Origin of the sequence: Nocardiopsis akebiae (genome assembly GCF_018316795.1) — a bacterium.
Classification (GTDB): domain Bacteria; phylum Actinomycetota; class Actinomycetes; order Streptosporangiales; family Streptosporangiaceae; genus Nocardiopsis; species Nocardiopsis dassonvillei.
Genome location: NZ_CP074132.1, coordinates 3,043,461 through 3,061,102, shown reverse-complemented (window position 1 = coordinate 3,061,102; position 17,642 = coordinate 3,043,461). Strand labels below are relative to the sequence as shown.

The 17,642-nt window shown below is 73.7% G+C and carries 14 protein-coding genes; 3 read left to right on the top strand and 11 right to left on the bottom strand.

Features of this window, described 5'->3' with window-relative positions:
* Window positions 1–19: 19 nt before the first annotated feature.
* Complete coding sequence (locus tag KGD83_RS13095; RefSeq protein WP_212644023.1) at window positions 20–517, top strand: hypothetical protein; 498 nt, start codon at window positions 20–22, stop codon at window positions 515–517.
* Between the two features lie 48 nt (window positions 518–565).
* Here KGD83_RS13095 and KGD83_RS13090 read toward each other — a convergent pair whose 3' ends face one another.
* Window positions 566–1,153, bottom strand: coding sequence for an enolase C-terminal domain-like protein (locus tag KGD83_RS13090; protein ID WP_275956957.1), 588 nt, complete (start codon window positions 1,151–1,153; stop codon window positions 566–568).
* 641 nt (window positions 1,154–1,794) lie between these two features.
* Here KGD83_RS13090 and KGD83_RS13085 point away from each other — a divergent pair.
* Window positions 1,795–3,081 carry an HNH endonuclease signature motif containing protein gene (locus KGD83_RS13085; RefSeq protein WP_212644407.1) on the top strand — a complete coding sequence of 429 codons (1,287 nt, stop codon included), beginning with the start codon at window positions 1,795–1,797 and terminating at the stop codon, window positions 3,079–3,081.
* Window positions 3,082–3,521: 440 nt separating this feature from the next.
* Here the strand turns inward: KGD83_RS13085 and KGD83_RS13080 are convergent, their stop codons facing one another.
* The 10 genes from KGD83_RS13080 to KGD83_RS13035 all read right to left on the bottom strand — a co-directional run bounded on the left by KGD83_RS13080 (window position 3,522) and on the right by KGD83_RS13035 (window position 16,326).
* Window positions 3,522–4,550 carry a transketolase family protein gene (locus KGD83_RS13080; RefSeq protein ID WP_212644022.1) on the bottom strand — a complete coding sequence of 343 codons (1,029 nt, stop codon included), beginning with the start codon at window positions 4,548–4,550 and terminating at the stop codon, window positions 3,522–3,524.
* Entirely contained in the window at window positions 4,547–5,422 is an 876-nt protein-coding gene (locus tag KGD83_RS13075) for a transketolase (RefSeq protein ID WP_212644021.1), read from the bottom strand. The genes KGD83_RS13080 and KGD83_RS13075 overlap by 4 nt, the downstream gene beginning before the upstream one ends.
* A gap of 68 nt (window positions 5,423–5,490) precedes the next feature.
* A complete protein-coding gene (locus tag KGD83_RS13070) occupies window positions 5,491–6,948 on the bottom strand; it encodes a GntT/GntP/DsdX family permease (protein ID WP_212644020.1) in 1,458 nt (485 codons plus the stop codon).
* Window positions 6,949–7,081: 133 nt separating this feature from the next.
* On the bottom strand, window positions 7,082–7,978 hold the full coding sequence (locus KGD83_RS13065; RefSeq protein WP_212644019.1) for an NAD(P)-dependent oxidoreductase: 897 nt from the start codon (window positions 7,976–7,978) through the stop codon (window positions 7,082–7,084).
* A 50-nt stretch (window positions 7,979–8,028) separates the two neighbouring features.
* Window positions 8,029–8,751: a FadR/GntR family transcriptional regulator gene (locus KGD83_RS13060; RefSeq protein WP_212644018.1), complete on the bottom strand. Its 723-nt coding sequence runs from the start codon at window positions 8,749–8,751 to the stop codon at window positions 8,029–8,031.
* Window positions 8,752–8,957: 206 nt separating this feature from the next.
* Window positions 8,958–10,301: a transporter gene (locus tag KGD83_RS13055; protein WP_212644017.1), complete on the bottom strand. Its 1,344-nt coding sequence runs from the start codon at window positions 10,299–10,301 to the stop codon at window positions 8,958–8,960.
* Window positions 10,298–11,344, bottom strand: a complete 1,047-nt coding sequence (locus KGD83_RS13050; RefSeq protein ID WP_212644016.1) for a hypothetical protein — start codon at window positions 11,342–11,344, stop codon at window positions 10,298–10,300. The genes KGD83_RS13055 and KGD83_RS13050 overlap by 4 nt, the downstream gene beginning before the upstream one ends.
* Window positions 11,341–13,548, bottom strand: a complete 2,208-nt coding sequence (locus KGD83_RS13045; RefSeq protein ID WP_212644015.1) for a hydantoinase/oxoprolinase family protein — start codon at window positions 13,546–13,548, stop codon at window positions 11,341–11,343. The genes KGD83_RS13050 and KGD83_RS13045 overlap by 4 nt, the downstream gene beginning before the upstream one ends.
* A gap of 69 nt (window positions 13,549–13,617) precedes the next feature.
* Window positions 13,618–15,240, bottom strand: a complete 1,623-nt coding sequence (locus KGD83_RS13040) for an FAD-dependent oxidoreductase (protein ID WP_212644014.1) — start codon at window positions 15,238–15,240, stop codon at window positions 13,618–13,620.
* A gap of 12 nt (window positions 15,241–15,252) precedes the next feature.
* Complete coding sequence (locus KGD83_RS13035; RefSeq protein WP_212644013.1) at window positions 15,253–16,326, bottom strand: LacI family DNA-binding transcriptional regulator; 1,074 nt, start codon at window positions 16,324–16,326, stop codon at window positions 15,253–15,255.
* Window positions 16,327–16,535: 209 nt separating this feature from the next.
* Between KGD83_RS13035 and KGD83_RS13030 the strand changes: the two genes are divergently transcribed.
* A complete protein-coding gene (locus tag KGD83_RS13030) occupies window positions 16,536–17,588 on the top strand; it encodes a glycoside hydrolase family protein (protein ID WP_212644012.1) in 1,053 nt (350 codons plus the stop codon).
* Window positions 17,589–17,642 lie beyond the last annotated feature (54 nt).

The following is a 17,642-nucleotide window of genomic DNA, read 5'->3' as shown; positions in this document are numbered from 1 at the left end:
CCCTGAAGGAGTACACCGGGTGGACGAGACAGACGGCAGGGCGGGGTCGGGAGGAATGGTCGAGGACTACCTGGCCCTGCGCCGCCACAGGTGGTGGCAGCGCGAGGCGCGAAGGCCCCAGGACGCCGTGATGGGCCGGGACTGGACGATCGCTCCGGCGGACGAGGAGACCGAGGTCCCCGTGTCGTCGCTGGTGGTGGAGATGTCCGACCAGGAGGCCTGGTACTGGGGATTTCGCGCTCCGGACAGCCTGCCCACGAACATGCGCTGGAGGGTGACCGTGCCCTACTCCCTGCCCGAGGGGCACCGGGGGCGGACCGCCGTGCAGGTGCTGCTCACCATGGGCAGCAGGGCCGAACTGATGACACCGCTGCACCCGGCGACCGCGCCGCTGGACGTCCCGGTGGAGCGGATCGTGACCGACACCGACGTGCCCGCCGAGGAGCTGCCGGGGATGTGGCTGAGCGTGGCGCTGCTGGGCGGAGCGGACGCGCGGGGGTTTCGCGCGCTGTCCTGAACCCGCGCGGCCGGGTCCGGTGGCCCCGCGGCGCGGCCGGTCCGCCCTTCATGTCCGTGCGGCCGTCGGCGTCCACCCGGGTCCTCGGGGCGGTCCAGGCGCGGACCTGCTCGCTGATCGTGCAGCCCAGGCCCGGCCGGGCCGGGCCGGGCCGGAACGAGCATGCGCCCGCCCGCGGTCTCCAACCGCTCCTCGAACAGGGGCTGGAGCCAGTCGAAGTGCTCCCGGGGTCGAGTTCGTAGGCAGCGGCCGGGTGCAGGTGGATCTCCATGGCGAAGTGCGACGCCATCCGCGCTCCGGCCCTGCGCCCCTGGGCCATGACGTCCAGGAACGGGGGTGATGCCCCCCGACCCGCGGCGCGTCCGGCTGCATGAAGCCCACGGCACCGGCCCGGATCAGCGCCTCGTACTCGGCGGGGCTGGTGAGCATCTGGCCGGTGGCGACGGGCGTGGCCAGCTCGCGCGCCAGGTCCGCGCGACCCCGGACGTCGTAGGCGTCCAGCGGCTCCTCGATCCGGAGCAGGTCGAACCGGCCCAGGAGGCGGCCCATGCGCGCGGCCGAGCCCCGGTTCCACTGCTGGTTGGCGTCGACCACGAGCGGGAAGTCTCCGAGTTCCCCGCGCACGGCCTCCTCCATACGGGCCAGGTCCACGTTCCGGCCCCGGGCGATCGCCCGGGGCCGCTCCCGTGTCTTCCACAGGTGGGAATTGGGGCTGGTCGTGGGTGATGCGGTGATGGTTTCCTGGAAATAGGGGGGATCCCACCCGGTGAGCGTTTCGGCGTGCCCTGAAACATCCCGCGCCAGCGAGGGGCAGGGAGAGGCCGCCCATAGGTTTCTCCTCTACGCGTTTCTTGGCAGGGGTTTTTTGGCAGCAGCGAAAGCGCGCCAGCTGCCGCGAAAGGGCACGGACGGCGGGGAACGTCCGGGGCCGGGTGGGGGGTGTGGGCGACCGGCGAAAAGCGGCACCAAAGGCGGGAGCGACCACCGGAGGGCGACCAACGCCCAGGTGTAGGGATGGTCGGGCTCTGCTGCGTCGGCACCAACGGCAAGCGGACCCTCCGGCCTCGGGCAACGACCCCGGCCCCTGCGGCCGGGGCGGGCGACGGCACCACCAAGACCAAGGCGCCATTTTGGCTGCGCCTTTTCGGGCAGCTTTTAGTTCGACCCAATTGCAACCCATGAAGCAAAATAGGCCTCCAGAAAGAAAGGAGGAAATCGAGGTTGTGAACAGTGGAGGAAAGGGCGGGTGCTGGCCTATAATAAGAAGTATGGAGATGATGATCGCAGCGCCCGAGGCGGCTCCCGGGGGATGTTCCCCGGCCGTGGCCGCGCTGGCCGGTGCGCGCGAGATCATCGACCGGGCGTTGAACACCGAGGTCCCGCCCGGGGCGGACGAGGCGGCCGCTGAGGAGATCGCGGCGCTGTGGGCCCAACTGGACCAGATCCGCTACCGGGCTCTGGCGCGGATGGCGCGTTTGTACGCGCGTGGTGCGGTGGCCCGCTACAGCGGTTACTCCACGTTGGACAAGTGGCTGGTGCACCACGCCGCGCTGCCCACCGCTCAGGCCAAGGATTTGGCCCGTCTGGCCCAGCACGTGCACGAGGAAACCCTGCCCGCCACGGTGGAAGCGGTGGAGAAGGGGCGGGTGGTGTTGGGTGAGGCGGTGGTGATCGCCAAGGCCACCGACAAAGCCGTCCAGGCCCGTGACGAGGACCATTTCCCCGATCAGGGGGAGTACCGGCAGGGGTTCGAGTCGGCTCTGGTGGCGGCCAAGGCGGAGCGGCCCGCGTTGTCGGTCAACCAGCTCCAGTCGGTGGCCCGCCAGGTCGCCTACCGTTTGGACCCCCACCGCCTGGACCGCGACCACGCCGCCGCCCACGCGGCCCGTGGCCTGAGCCTGCACGAGACCTTCCAGGGCAGCTACCAGTTGCAGGCCTGGGGCGGTAGTGGGGATGCGTTGGTCGTGCGCGCGGCCATCGACACCTTCACCGCCCCGCCCAGCCAGGACGACACCCGGTCCCGGTCCCAGCGTGAGCACGACGCGCTCATCGCGGCGCTGCGTTTCGCCACCACCCACACCGGATGTGACAACGCTCCCGGCCCGTTGGCGCAGATCCGCATCGTCGTGCCCGTACAGACCTACCTGGACGACCAGGGTCAGGAAGTTCCGGCGCTGGACGAGCACGGCCGGGTGATCCCGGTCGGGCTGGTGCACGAGTTGGCCGCCGACTCCGAGGTGGTGCGGATGCTCACCGCACCGCCCACCGGGCAGGTGCTGGACGTGGGGCCCGGCCGACGGTTGGCCTCAGCGCGGCAGCGGGCGGCAGCCTTCCACGGGCACACCACCTGCGCCCACCCGCAAGGGTGTGAGGTGCCGGTGGCGTTGTGCCAGGCCGACCACGTGCGGTCGTTCTCCCGGGGAGGGCGCACGGTGGTGGCGAACCTGCAACCGTTGTGCGGGCCGCACAACCGGGCCAAGTACCAACGCGAACTACGCACACACCAGCAGAGGAAACGGCACCATCCGCCCGACAGGATTCCCGTTCCCCCACGCCGGGAATGACCCCCGGGTCGTGCCGGTCCCCGGCATGCCCGTGTCCGGCACGCCCGCGTAAAACAGGCGGCCCGGGCCCCACGCCCACCCTCGTCGCTGCCAGCGTCGCCCGCCCCCGCCCCGGGGGCCGGTAGCGTTGCCCGAGGCCCGCCAGCCCCGCCGCCTTCGCTGCCACCGCAGCAGAGCCCGACCATCACCCAACCCCGGGCGTTGGTCGCCCTCCCGCACCACTACGCGGCAGCAGGCACCGCAGGAGCGAGCAGCCACGCGCGTACAGCAGGCGTTGACCACCTGCCTCGCATACCCCGCCTCCTCGAACAGGTGCGGCGGGGAATCCCGAAGAACTCCCCACCGCACCTTCACGGGCTCGGCTCTCCTCTCCCGGCCGGGGCCCGCCCCATCACGTCACCTCGCACCTCATTCCGCCCGGGCCAGAACGACCCGACCCGTCACAGCGAGGCGCGCACCCTCTCCACGATCCTGGGAACGGACACGCCGTAGCGGTCGTAGAGGGTCGGCAGCGCCCCCGCGTCCAGGAACTCGTCCGGCAGCCCGATGTGCTCCATCCGCCGGGCCACCCCTCGCTGGACCAGCGCGGAGGCCACCGATTCGAACAGTCCGCCCACGACCGAATGGTTCTCCAGCACGAACACCCTGCGGTCCCGGCCCACCTGTTCCAGGACCGTCTCCACGTCCAGCGGCTTGATGGTGGGCACGTGCAGGACCGCCACACCGATCCGGTCGGCCTCCAGTTCCGCGGCGGCGCGCAGCGCGCGCTCGGTCATCATCCCCGAGGAGACGAACAGGACGTCGTCGCCGCCGCGCAGGAGCGCGGCCTCGCCCAGCCGGAACTCGTAGTCGTACTCGTCCAGCACCGTGGGCACCGCGCCGCGCAGGATGCGGGTGTAGGTGGGCCCCTCGTGCGCGATCAACTGCGGGACCGCCTGCTCGATGTCCACCGAGTCGCACGGGTCCACGATCACCATCCCGGGGATGCCCCGCAGCAGGGCGATGTCCTCGGTGGCCTGGTGGCTGGGCCCGTAGCCGGTGGTCAGGCCGGGCAGCGCCGCGACGACGTTGACGTTCAGGCGCGGCTCGGCGATGTCCAGGCACAGGAAGTCGTAGGCGCGGCGGGTGGCGAAGACCGAATAGGTGGAGGCGAAGGGCACGAACCCCTCCATCGCCAGCCCGGCCGCGGCGCCCATCATCACCTGTTCGGCCATGCCCATCTGGTGGAAGCGGTCGGGCATGGCGTCGCGGAAGACGTGCATGTCGGTGTACTTGGCCAGGTCCGCCGACAACCCCACGACGCGGTCGTCCTCGCGCGCGGCGCGCACCAGGGCGTGCCCCAGGGGCGCCTGGACGGTGCGGGCGCCCTCCTCCGCGATCGAGGCGATCATGGCGTCCGACGTCAGCTTCCTGCCACCGACGCCGCCGGTGCCGCCGGTGCTAGTGGTGTTGCTGGTGGTGGTGCTCATGCCGTGTACCCCTCGTATCCCTGGCGCAGCTGCTCGCGCGCGGTCTGCCACTCGTCCTCGGCCACCCGCATGAAGTGCAGCTTCTCCCTGCTCTCCAGCATCGGCACCCCCGCGCCGATCCTGGTGTCGCACACCAGCGCCGTGGGCGATCCTCGGTGCTCGCGCAGCTCGTCCAGGGCCGCCGCGACGGCGGCCACGTCGTTGCCGTCCACCCGCAGGGTGTGCCATCCGCTGACGCGCAGCTTCTCGTCGGCGGGTTCGGTGCCCATGACCTCCTGGGCGGGACCGTCGGCCACCTGGCGGTTCATGTCCACGATGGCGGTGACGTTGTCCAGGCGGTGGTGGGCCGCGGCCTGGACCGCCTCCCACGTGGAGCCCTCGCTGAGCTCGCCGTCGGAGAGCAGGTCGTACACGCGGGCGGGGTTGCCCTTGCGGCGCAGCCCCAGGCCGACGCCCACCGCGATCCCCAGCCCGTGGCCCAGGGAGCCGCCGGAGATCTCCATCCCCGGCGTGTAGGTGGCCATGCCCGACATCGGCAGGCGCGAGTCGTCGGTGGCGTAGGTGGTCAGCTCCTCCTCGGGGATGATCCCCGCCTCGGCCAGGGCGGCGTACAGGGCGATGGCGTAGTGGCCGATGCTGAGCAGGCAGCGGTCGCGCCCCTCCCACTCCGGTTCCTCGGGGCGCAGCCGCAGGTGGTCGGCGTACAGGGCGGCGAGCACGTCGGCGAAGCCGAGGGCCTGGCCGATGTAGCCCTGTCCCTGGACCTGGGCCTGGGTGAGGGCGTTGAGCCGGATGCGGTAGGCGGCGGCGCGCAACCGCTCCAGCCTGGCGGTGTCGACGCCGCCTCCGGGTCTGATGGCGGTCTGGTTCATGGTGACCTTCCTCGGTGTGCGAAGGGTGTGGGTGCGGGGGGCGGCGCGTCCCGTCCGGGACGCGGGGTTCAGACCAGCGCCCAGGTGAGGCCGACGAGGGCGAATCCGCTCGTGCCCAGGACCGTGACGAGCACGCTCCAGGTGCGCAGGGCGTCGCGCACCGACAGGCCCAGGTAGCGCGAGACGATCCAGAAGCCGGAGTCGTTGACGTGGGACAGGCAGATGGCGCCGCAGCCGATGGCGAGGTTGACCAGGGCGATCTCCAGACCGCTGTAACCGCCCGAGGCGATGGCCTCGGCCAGGAGCCCGGAGGTGGTCAGGGCCGAGACGGTGGCCGAGCCCTGGGCCGCCCGCAGCAGCGCGGCCAGGCAGAAGGCCAGGAGCAGCAGCGGCAGTCCCAGGCCGAGCATGCTCTCCGAGAGCACCTCGCCGATGCCGCTGGCGGTGAGCACCCCGGCGAACGCGCCGCCCGCGCCGGTCACGAACACGACCACAGCCGCCGGGGCGAGCGCGGCGTCCATGACCGAGCCGACCGAACGCATCGACCAGCCGCGGCGCACGCCCAGCAGGTACAGGGCCAGCAGGCAGCCGGTGAGCAGCGCGAAGGGCGGGGCCCCGACCATGGTCAGGAAGCGCAGGGGCGTGGAGCCCTCCTCCAGGAAGAGTCCGGCGACGGTCTGGAGTCCGATCATGAGGATGGGCACGGCGATGACCGTGATCACCGCGGCGGCGCTGGGCGGGCGCTGCGGTTCCACCCTGGGGCGGGTGGAGACCTTGGCCGCGCCGGAGGCGCCAGCGCCGTCCGTCCCGCCCGTGTCGGCCGGGGTTCCGGTGCCACCGCCCGTACCGCCGGGTCCGGGTTCGCCGGTGTTCTGCTCGTACAGTTCGGCGGTGGAGGGCAGCATGGCGTACGCGCGCCGGTTGAGCAGCTTCGCCGTGTAGTGGGCGACCACGCCCACCGGAAGGATGAGCGCGGCGCCCAGGAGGGTGACCAGCCCCATGTCGGCGCCGGTGAGCACGGAGCTGCCGACGATGCCGGGGTGGGGCGGCAGCACCACGTGGATGAAGAGCATCAGCCCGGCGATGGGCAGGCCGATGCGCATGGGCGAGGGCAGGCGGGCCGCCCGCGAGAAGGCGTAGATGATCGGGACCAGGACGATGAAGGCGACGTCGAAGAAGATCGGGACCGCGATCACCGACGAGGCGATCAGCAGCGCCACGCCCACCCTGGCCGGGCCGAGCAGCGCGCTGAAGCGCTCGGAGAGCGCGTCCGCGCCGCCGGAGTGCTCGACGATGGCGCCGAGCATCGCGCCCAGCCCCACCAGGAGGGCCACGTTGCCCAGGGTGCCGCCCAGTCCTTCCACGATGGTGGGCACCACGTCCTCGAAGGGCATGCCAGTGGCCAGGGCGGTGCCGACGCTGACCAGTAGGAGGGCGACGAAGGCGGGGACGTTGAAGCGGATGATGAGGACGAGCAGCGCGCCGATCGCCCCCAGGGCGATCAGTGCGAGTACGAGGGCGTCCATGGGCTCGGGTTCTCTCTGTCGTGGCGGCGCGGGTCCCGCGCACCGCTCCGAAGGCGTTCTCCGGGCATGCTGGGGGGACCGTCGGCGCCGCGCGGTGACGGGGGGCGGTGGGGCCGGGCGGGGCCCGGCGGGGTCAGTCCCGGTAGACCCGGATGACCTGGGAGTCGTCGTGGTCGATCAGACCGGCCTCGGCGGCCCTGGTGTAGGCGTCGCGGGCGGCCAGGAGCAGCGGGGCGGAGAACCCTGCCTCCTCGGCGGTGTCGGCGACGAGCCCGGAGTCCTTGACGAAGATCCCGATGGTGCTGGTGATCTCGTCGGGGCCGTCCGGCAGCATGCGCGGGCCGCGGTCGCCGAGCATCCAGGAGCCCCCGGCGCCGCCGGAGACGGCCTCCAGCACGTCGGCGGGGTCGAGCCCGAGGCGTTCGGCCAGGGCCAGCGACTCGGCCGCTGCGGCGATGTGCACCGAGCACAGGAGCTGGTTGACGACCTTGTAGGACTGTCCGCGTCCGGGCTGGTCGCCGCAGTCGCGCACCGTGCCCATGGCCTCCAGCACCGGCCCGCACCTCCGGAGGGCCTCGGGGTCGCCGGAGGCGAACAGGGTCAGGGCCGCGCGCCGGGCCCCGGCCACCCCTCCGGTGACCGGCACGTCCAGCAGCCGCACCCCGCGCTCGCGCGCGCGGTCGGCGACCTCGCGCACGGGGCCGGGGCCGACGGTGCTCATGACCACGAGCACCGCGTCGGCGCGCATGGCCTCCAGGGCGCCGCCCGGGGCGGTGACCGCGGCGCGCAGCTGGTCGGGGGTGGCGACCATGACGATGACGACGTCGGCCTCGCCGATTCCGGCGGTGTCGGGCTGGGTGCGCAGGCCCTGGCCGCGGGCCTGCTCGCGGCGGTGCGGCGAGGGGTCCACGCCGACCACGGTGTGCCCGGCCGCGGCGACCTGGAGGGCCATGGGCAGGCCGATGGCGCCGACGCCGACGAACATCACGGCCGTTTTCGGGCACGGCTGTGGAGCTGGTGTGGTGTCCATGTGTCTTCCTTCTCCCCCGCGGGGGGTGTTTCGGGCCGGGCGGTGTCCGGCTAGCGCCCGTCGGCGGGCGCGGCGCCCTCGGTGATGCGGCGCCACAGGGTGAAGTGCTCCACCATCGCGGCCGCGGCGGCGCTGCGGTCGTGCGCCTCGACGGCGTCGACGATGGGCGTGTGGACGGTGTCCGTCCTGCGGGGCTCCTCGTCGCCGCCTCCGGCGGCGCGGGCCTCGATGTCCAGGGCCAGGGCCCGCTTGTGGGCGAGGACGTCCTTGAGCGCCAGGCTCATGCCGTCGACGAAGAACTCGATCACCGGGTTGTCGGCGATCTGGAACAGCTTCTTGTGGAAGGCGTAGTCGGCCTCGTGCCCGGCCTCGGCGTCGCCCGCGGCGGTGGCCCGGACCATGTCCTCGACGTGGCCGCGCAGCACGCGCACGTCCTCCTCGTCGGCGCGGTCGGCGGCCTCCTGGACCACTGCGACCTCCATCATCTCCCGGGCGCGTTCGACGCTGTCGTCGTCGATGTGGCCGAACTTGGACATGAGGCCGAACAGGAACTGCACGAAGGAGGCGTCGGGCTTGGTGAAGAACGTGCCCGCCCCCTGGGTGCGGCGCACCATGCCGAGCATCTCCAGGCTGCCCAGGTTCTCCCGGACGGTGGCCCGGCTCGTGCCCAGCCGCTCGGCCAGCTCGCGCTCCGTCATCAGGCGCGACTCGGTGCCGGCGGCCTTGGCCTCCGGCGCCAGCGCCTCGACCAGGGCGTCGAAGTTCGTGTCCACCGCACCTCCTGATTGGCCTGACCAATGTGAGGAAGCGTACAAGTCGCAGGTCGCGGGCGTCAATGGATTGGTAAGGCCAATATTTCCGCCGTGTGAAGGCACGGTGTCGCGGGGCCCGTACCCGCTCCCGCGCACACCGCGGCGGGGAGCCCCGAAGGACTCCCCGCCGCCCACTCGGACCCGGCTCGCGCCCGGCCCCACCGGCCTCACACCAGGTACAGGAACACCGTCAGCACCAGACCGGCGACGGCGATCACCCACGTGTAGGGCAGCGTCGAGAGCATCGACCGCTCCGGGCGCACCCCCGCGTACTGCGCGCTCCACACCGTCTGCGTGCTGGTGGGGTCCGACACCCCCAGCACCTGGCCGTAGGAGGCCATCAGCCCCAGCACCGCCGGAGCCGGGTAGATGCCGCCGGAGATGAGCACACCGGCCACACCCGCGCCCAGACCGAAGATGTTCATCGGCCCCCGGTACAGGGCCAGCGGCACCAGCAGGGCGAAGACCAGCACGAACAGCCACGGGCTGCCGGGGCTGATCGCGGTCACCACCGGGGTGAGCGCCGAGACGGCCCCGGGCAGGTTCACCGCCGCCAGCAGCATGCCGATCGCGATGAACAGCACGATGGGCGGCGCGGCCACGTCGAAGGCCCGGTAGAGCGTGCGCAGCGCGGTGGAGGACATCTCCCGCCAGGGCACGGCCGTCAACAGCGCGAAGACCACCCCGGCCAGCAGCGAGGGCACGATGGGCACGTGCAGCCCCAGCGCCAGCACGATCGGCACCAGCGGCGTGACCAGCGCGTACCAGGGCGCGTCCCCGCGCCGCCTGCGCCGCTCGGCGGCCCGCTGACGGCGGCTCGGCGGCCTCGTCCCGGCGCCGTCCGAACCGCTCCCCCCGGCCCCGGCCGGAACCCGCACCGCCCAGGTGTGCCGGGCTCCCTTGCGGCGCATCTCGATGAGGATGTAGGCCAGCCCGCCCGCCAGCGCGATCGGGAACAGGCGAAGCTGGAAGTGCTGGACGGTGGAGACCGGCACCCCGATGGCGTCGGACAGGAACTGCCAGTTGATCAGCTCCAGGGGCAGTCCGGCGGCGATGCCCACCAGCACGGTCCCGGCCGCGACGGTGGGGGCGACCCCGACCGCGATCATCGCGGGGATGCCCACCACACCGGCGAGCATGGCCGCGGGCGCCGAACCGGTGATGCTGCCGCACAGGATCGCGACGACGAAGACGCCGACCGCGACCAGCGAGGGGCGTTCACCGCCGAACTCCACGATCTTGCGCACGAGGGTGGAGGCGATCCCGGCCTCGGACATCAGCGTGCCCAGCCAGCTGCCCAGAAGGATGGCGATCATGGTCGCGGCCAGGCGCGGCGCGCCCTCCTGGACGACCGTCCCGGTGACGCTGCCCTCCTCCCCCGTCAGGGGCGCGCCCGCGATGAGCGCGATCGCGACGGAGAGCAGGACCAGGGCGAAGGCGGTGGGCAGGCGGCGCGTCAGCATCAGGCCGACGCCCACCGCCATGGCGAGGAGGATTGCGAAGGCGGTCACGGGCGTTCTCCGGGGGAGGTTCGCGGGGCGGGCCGGTCGTGGCCCGCGTCCCGGTGGGCAAGGGTGGCGGCGATGGCCGCGGTGAGCGCGATCGGACTGCGGCCCGACCCCGCGCGGCGGCGGGCGTAGGCGTGCGCGGCGATCTCGTCGGCGCCGACCACGTGTCCGCGCAGGCGCAGCGGCCCCAGGCGCACCAGGACGTGGTCGAGTGCGCGCCGCAGCGCGCGTCCCCGCCCCTCGTGCAGCATCCGGTGGGCGCGCTCGTGGGCCAGCGCGGTCTCGCGCAGGACCGCGCGGGTGAGGTCGCGCCCCCACCCGGCGTCGCGGGCCACGCGGTGGGCGTGGTCGAGGGCGTCGGCGTAGACGACCACCCGGTCGCCGCGGGCCCGGTGCAGGTACTCGGCGAGCAGGACCTCGCCCGGACGCAGCCCGCCGACGGCCCGCTCCTCCACGTGCGGATCCGAACGACCAGCGCGGCCTGGAGCGCTCACCCCGCCCGGGGAACCCGTGGCACCTGGAGCACCAGGGCCGTTGGGCACCTCAGAGGTGTCTGAGTCGCATGAGGACCCTTGAGGGCGCTCAGAGCCCCCCTTGGCCGCCGTGCTCCCCGCAGTCCTGGCGACCCCAGCGGGCCCGGGGACCCCGGAGTCCCCGTCCGCTGCGGCTGCTACGGCGTTCTCGTCCTCCTCGGCCATGCGCTCACCGAAGCGCAGAGCCGTGGCGGCCCAGGACAGCAGCAGGTCGCGGTCGCGGCCCTCGTGGGTGGCGGTCAGCGCGAGCAGGTCGGCGGCCAGCTCCTCCTCGGAGGCGGCGCCGATGCGCGCGTACTCCTCGGCCAACTCGGGGGCGACACCGCTACCGTGCCCGCCGGGCGCCTGCGCCCGCTCCCCCGCCTCCCGCCGGTCCGGACGCTCCGTGTGCCACGGGGGCTTCGGGCGGCCCGCGCGCCGGGACGCGCGCTCGGCGCGGCCGGGGCGTTCCGGTGGCCCGGACGCGAAGGAAGGCGGTTCGTGGGCCGCGCGCGGCGGCGTGTGCGCGCTCACCGCCGCTTCTCCATGACCGCGACGACCGTCTCGTCGGGGGCGCGGCGGGCGATCTCCGCCGAGGCCAGCGCGACCAGGTGCCCCGGGTCCAGCACCCCCGACAGGTCGGCGAACTTGGGGCCCAGCAGCAGCCACACCGCCGGGGGCAGCGCCCCGCCGTCGCCGTAGGCGGTGCGCTCGGCCACCAGGTCCTTGAGCCGCCCCTCGGCCTCGGCGGCCACCAGCGTGTCCACCAGGGCGTCGGCGCTGTGCAGGCGCACCACCCCTTCGGCGTCCACCACCCGCACGTGGGTGCGTTCGCGGGCGAAGCGTCCCAGCGGCCCACCGGGCCTGCGCACCAACCCGAACACCCGGTACTGGCCGTTGGCCGCGTACTCGCTCAGTTCGGCCGGCCGGGCCCCCAGACTGGCCGCCGCGGCGGCCCGCGCCCCGGCCCCGGCGTCGTCGTCGGCGGCGGCGCGGTCCTTGGTGCGCAGTTCGGTGGCGCCCGTGGCCACGGCCGCCACCAGATTGCGCTGGGGGTCCACGGTGACGTCCACCTCGATCCCCGCCGGGTCCGCGCCCTGGCGCAGCACCGCCTGCTCGGCCTCGGCGCGCACCGCGAGCACGTCGGCGTGGGTCGCGCCGGGGATGATGCGCTCCACCGACTCGCGCACCAGCGCCAGCGCCACGCCCAGGGGGCTGATGACCTCGCTGTGCGCGGCGATGCGCGCGTCCAGCCCGGTGCGCCGACCCAGGTAGGGGGTCACGGTGGCCGCGCCGCCGCCCCCGCCGACCAGGGCGCACACCTGCCGGTCCAGGCCGTAGTCGCCCACCATCTCGTCCACGACCGCGGCCACGCGCTCGGTGGCCTTGTGCAGCACCGCGCGGGCGGCCTCCTCCACCTCCACGCCCAGGGCCTCGGCCAGCGGGGCGAGGGCGGCGCGGGCCGCGCGGGCGTCGGCGCGGGCGTAGTCGCCCTCGGGGACGAGCCCGGCGGCGTTGGCGGCACAGGTCACGGTCAGGGCGAAGCGCCGCCCGCCGCTCTCCAGGACGGCGTGGTCGCCCGGGTCGGAGGCCATGGGGCTGATCCGCACCAGGCGGGCGCCCTCCAACTCGGCCGGGTCGGCGAAGCAGGCGTAGGGCAGCCCGGCGATGTGGGCGCTGCGCGGTCCCACGTCGGTCAGGCTCGCCCGGCCGGGGCCCTCGCCCCCGCCGACCCGGACGAGGGAGCCGCCGCCGATGCCCACGGTGCGCACGTCCAGCGCCGACAGGTAGGTCTCCCTGCCGCCCAGGCGGGCGTGGCGGATCTGCACCCGCCCGCGCCGGATGACGCTGATGTCGGTGGAGGTGCCGCCGGTCTCCAGGAACACGCCCTCGCCGACCTTCTCGCCCATCAGGGCGCCCGCCACGCCCGCCGCGGGTCCGGAGAGCACGGTGAGCAGCGGCCGGTGGCGCATCTCGGGCAGCGACATCACGCCGCCGTCGCAGCGCATGACCATGAGCGGGGCGGTGACACCGGCCTCGTGGATGCTGCGCTCGACCAGGTCGGCGGTCTGGAGCATGCGCGGCATGACCCCGGCGTTGAGCGCGGCGGTGCGTGCGCGTTTGCCGAGGCCGTAGAGCTGGGTGATCTCGTGGGTGGCGGTGACGGGGACACCCCGGACGCGGGCGGCCTCCAGCACGGCCAGCTCTCCGCGCGGGTCGTCGACGCTGAAGGGTTCGACGGCGACGACGACCTCGGCGCCCTCGGCGACCACCCGGTCCACGCTGGCCAGGGCCGCGCCCTCCCGGTCGGGCTCGCGCAGCGCGGCGTAGCGCACGGGCAGCGGGTGGCCCGAGTCCAGTCTCAGCTTGCCCAGGGAGCGCAGCCTGCGGGTGGCGAAGGCGTCGTAGCCGCTGCCGACCCCGACGATGCCGATGGTGGCCACGTCGCCCTCCAGCAGGGCGTTGGTGGCCTGGGTGGTGCCGTGGGCGAGGAAGCCCACGTCCTGGGCGCGCACGCCGATGTCGCCGAGCAGGCGTTCCAGCGCGGTCATGATGCCGTGGGCCACCCCGTCGGCGTGGTCGTGGCTGGTGGGCACCTTGACCTGGCCCAGCAGGGCGTAGGTGGTGGCGCTGACGGCCACGGCGTCGGTGAAGGTCCCGCCGACGTCGATGCCGATGCGCACGGGGCCGGGATGGGAACCGGGGCCCGGGGACGGGGTTGGGGTCGCGTCGCTCATGGTCACCCCTTCTGTGGGGAGTCGGGCGGTGGGGAGTGGGACTGCGAGGGTGCGGGTGGGGGCGGGGGGTCAGTAGCCGCGCACGTCGGGCCAGTGGCGCTCGACTCCGGTGCGGTCCAGCACGGCGGTGAAGGCCTCCAGCAACTCGTCCTTGGCGCGCACGGCGTGCGGCGTGGTGCCGTGCTCCAGGGCGAAGGCGGCCAGCCGCCCGGCGGCCTCGCCGATGTTCCACTCCACCGGGTGCAGCCGGAAGCAGCCGTTGGTGATGTGGGTGGTGCCGACGTTCTTGGCGGCGGGCAGCAGGTTGGTCTCCCGCTCGGGCAGCAGGGCCCCCAGCGGGATCTCGAACGGGACGCTGGCCACGTCCACGTAGTTGTCGCCGCCCGTGGAGGGGTGCAGGTCGATGCGGTAGCTGCCCACGCCCACCGAGTCGTGGCGGCGCACGATGCCGTGCGGGCCCAGCAGGTCCAGGGACACGTCGTGCTCGGTGACGGTGGTGACCGCCCGGATGCGCCGGGACTCGCGCACGTAGGCGGCCTTGGCCAGGCCCGTCTCCGTGCCGGTCACGTCGGGCCGAGGCCTGAGCCCGGGGAAACCGGTGCCGCCGTCGGCCCGGGGCGCCTCGGTCTGGAGCCAGTAGAGCACCGACAGCGACAGCTGGCGGGCCTCCTCGTGGGCCTCGCGGACGGTCCGGGCGTCCACCAGCCCCTCTATCTCCAGGGCGGGCTTGAGCCAGTAGTCGTTGAGCGGCCAGTTGGCCAGGGTGATGTCGGAGTCGAAGGCGCCGGGCAGGTGCATGCGCCGGGCAAGGATGCGCCGGAAGCCCCACAGCTCCTTGTCGCCCGCGTCCGCGCTCTGGTCGGCGGCCACCGCCAGCGGGTCGGTGTCGGGGTTGGGCACGAACGTACGCGCCACCGGCTCCAGCGTGCGCGGGTCGGGGGCCGAGAAGCCCAGCAGCGGCCCCGGCCAGAACTCGGGCGTGTAGGAGCGCCAGAAGTCGTACATCGCCGGGCGCTCGATGGTGTGGTCCTCGCCGTCGTGGTGCGACATGGCGAAGCAGTAGGTGATGCCCTGGAGGTTGGTCGGGTCGGCCGTCTCGGGCGCGTGCGGCTCGCCGTGCTCGGAGCGCGCCTCGGCGCCGGTGACGTGGTCCAGGCCCGCCATCGGCAGCAGGTCGCCGTTCTCGGTGGCGTCCAGGACGTAGGCGGCGCTCACCGTGCGGCGGCGTCCCCGATCGTCCTCCAGCTCCACCGCGCTCACCCGGTCGCCGTCGGTGCGGGCGGCCACCGGCCGGTGGCGCAGCAGGACGGTCAGGCGACCGGCCGCGCGGTGCGGGCCCACCATCTCCTCCAGCACCGCCAGGGCCACACGGGGCTCGTGGCACAGCTTGCTGACCCGGCCCGCGCCGGGGTTGAGGGTGAGCGAGGAGGCGGCCTCGGCCCTCAGCGGGTAGGCGCGCCGGTAGTGGTCGCGGATGCCCTCGCGCAGGCGCCGGTAGGAGGCGGTGGAGCCGAAGCGCTCGATCCACGGGTTCTCGTCGGGCGGCACCGCCTGCGCGGTGAGCTGCCCGCCGATCCAGTCGGTCTCCTCGGTCAGCACCACGCGGCGGCCGGAGTCGGCGGCGGCCAGGGCCGCGGCCACACCGCCCAGTCCCCCGCCGACGACGAGGATCTCCGTGCTGGTCTCGGTCATCTGGAGCCTTTCTCAGGTGTGTCGTGTCCGGGGCGCGGCGATGGTGCCGCCCTCCACCGGCTCGCAGGGCAGCAGGCGCCGGGGGGTCTCCCCGTGGGCGCCCGCGATCAGTTCCAGCAGCAGGCGGACCGCGTCGCGGCCCATCGCGCGCAGGGGGGCGTCGAAGCCGCCGTAGGCCGCGCCGCCGCCCGGGGCGCGGCCCCGGTTCCCGGTCGGCGCGCCCAGCAGGGCCAGTGAGAGGTCGCCGGGGCAGCGCAGACCGGCCCGCTCCACGGCGGCGGCCAGGCCGTCCAGTGCGGCGCCGGTGTCGGTCTGCTCGACCACGACGGCGGTCACGCCCTCCTCCGACCAGCGCCGCAGCAGCTCGTCCAGGTCCGAGCCGTCGGTGCGCACCACCAAGCGCTCGGTGTCGATCCCGGCCGCGCGGGCGCCGCGCAGCACGCCCCGCTCGCGGTCGGTCGAGGCCGGAGCCTGGTCGTGTTCGCGCAGGTAGCGCAGCTCGCGATGGCCCAGACCGGTCAGGCGCGCCACCACCTGCGCCGAGGCCGAGACGTAGTCGGCGCCCACGTAGGGCACGCCGGGCTCGTCGCGGCGGCCGATGTAGACGAACGGGAAGCCGTCCTCGGCCAGGCGCCGGATGGGCTCGTCGGGCACGTGGCGGCCGAAGAACAGGCAGCCGTCGGCCACGCGCACCCGCCGCACCGCGGCCGGGTCGTCGGCGCTGGCGGCGGCCCGCGCGGACCCGGTGAACAGGATCAGGTCCTGCCCCTGGGCCGCGGCCTCCTCCTCCACCCCGACCAGGACCGGGTAGTAGGAGTGCGCCACGTCGGTGGGGAAGGTGGCGCTGAAGGTGTACAGCCCCAGCATCGCGTTGCTGGCCGAGGCCAGCCGGGTGGCGACCGGGTCGGGAACGTAGCCCAGCTCCTCGGCTGCGTCGAGCACCCGCTGGCGGGTCTCGCGGGCCAGGGACATCCCGGTGGGGGTGCCCCGCAGCACCAGCGAGACCGTGGCCTGGGAGACCCCCGCCGCCCGCGCGATGTCGGACTGGCGGGGGCGCCGCGGCCCCGCCCTCCTGACGTGCGTCACCTGTTTCTCCTCTTGCGTGCCGTGCTAATGCGCATTAGTTGACGACTGTGAGCCGCGCCACGGCATATGTCAAGGGGATGACGGGCGGATTTCCACCCGGAGACGAGATCTTTCGTTAATACGTATTAGAACCTTGACCGGCGCATCACCGCTGGTGAAGACTCTGGGCCTCGGAGCCTCCCCCCGATCCGCTCCGGAAGGGAATCGTCATGTCCGACGACGCGCACCCCCGCCGCTCCCCCGCCGCCCCCGACCGCCGCACGGTCCTGCGGGGCGCCGGAGCCGCCGCGGCGGGCGCCCTCCTGTCCCCGGGACTGCTGACCCCCGCGGCCGCGACCGCAGCGACCGCGGCGCCCACGGCCGTCGGCGCCGCGGCGGCGGACGTCCTGCCCGCCTACCGGTTCCTGCGCGAGGCGCTCGACACCGCCGAACTCAGCTACAACCCGACCGGGGAGCTGATCTTCCCGTGTCTGCGCGGGACCGCGGGCCGCCTGGCCGACGCGCCCGGCCGCTTCCTGCTCTACTACGCCCCGCACGAGAGGCCCGGCGGCATCTGCCTGGCCTACGCCGACAGCCCCGACGGGCCCTTCACCGAGTACCCGCACAACCCCGTCGTGGCCAACGTGTGGGCCCCCCACTACGACGTCAGCCACGTCTCCTCGCCGCACGTGATGTGGAACTCCGAACACCGCGAGATGTGGCTGTACTTCCACGGGGAGAACACCACCACGCGGCTGGCCCGCTCACGCGACGGCATCGACTTCGCCTACGAGGGAGAGGTGCTGACCACGGCCATGGTGCCGGGCACCACCGAGGCCTCCTACGCACGCGTCTTCGAGTACCGCCTGCCCGACCGGGGCGCGAGCTACGTCATGGTCTTCATGCGCAACGACACCAGCAACCACCGCTCCATCGGATGGGGGTGGTCGGCGGACGGGATCACCTTCGACTTCGACCCCGACCCGCTCGTGGACCACGCCGACGTGGGGGTGTCGGACCTGTCGGGCCCGCACCTGGTCGAACGCGGCGACGGCACCTACGTCGCCTACCACACCGACCGGGGCGACATCCGCCTGACCGAGGTGGGGCGCGACTTCGGCCTGCGCCGCCACCTGGGCACGGTGCACACCCCCATGGCCGGACCGCCGGACTCGGGCCGCAGCGCGGCACCCTCCTTCGGCTCCGACGGGGGCGTGCAGTACATGTTCTACGAGGCCGGGCACCGGCTCGGGGCGACCATCGCCATCGCCCGCGCCGACTGAGGCACCGCGGGGTCCGCGCCCCGGCGCGGCGCCCACCGGCGGGCGCCGGGGCCC

Bases quoted from the DNA above. Each gene is read 5' to 3' on its own strand.
- KGD83_RS13090 (WP_275956957.1), bottom strand. From the start codon at position 1,153: ATGGAGGAGGCCGTGCGCGGGGAACTCGGAGACTTCCCGCTCGTGGTC.
- KGD83_RS13085 (WP_212644407.1), top strand. From the start codon at position 1,795: ATGATCGCAGCGCCCGAGGCGGCTCCCGGGGGATGTTCCCCGGCCGTG.
- KGD83_RS13080 (WP_212644022.1), bottom strand. From the start codon at position 4,550: ATGAGCACCACCACCAGCAACACCACTAGCACCGGCGGCACCGGCGGC.
- KGD83_RS13075 (WP_212644021.1), bottom strand. From the start codon at position 5,422: ATGAACCAGACCGCCATCAGACCCGGAGGCGGCGTCGACACCGCCAGG.
- KGD83_RS13070 (WP_212644020.1), bottom strand. From the start codon at position 6,948: ATGGACGCCCTCGTACTCGCACTGATCGCCCTGGGGGCGATCGGCGCG.
- KGD83_RS13065 (WP_212644019.1), bottom strand. From the start codon at position 7,978: ATGGACACCACACCAGCTCCACAGCCGTGCCCGAAAACGGCCGTGATG.
- KGD83_RS13045 (WP_212644015.1), bottom strand. From the start codon at position 13,548: ATGAGCGACGCGACCCCAACCCCGTCCCCGGGCCCCGGTTCCCATCCC.
- KGD83_RS13040 (WP_212644014.1), bottom strand. From the start codon at position 15,240: ATGACCGAGACCAGCACGGAGATCCTCGTCGTCGGCGGGGGACTGGGC.
- KGD83_RS13030 (WP_212644012.1), top strand. From the start codon at position 16,536: ATGTCCGACGACGCGCACCCCCGCCGCTCCCCCGCCGCCCCCGACCGC.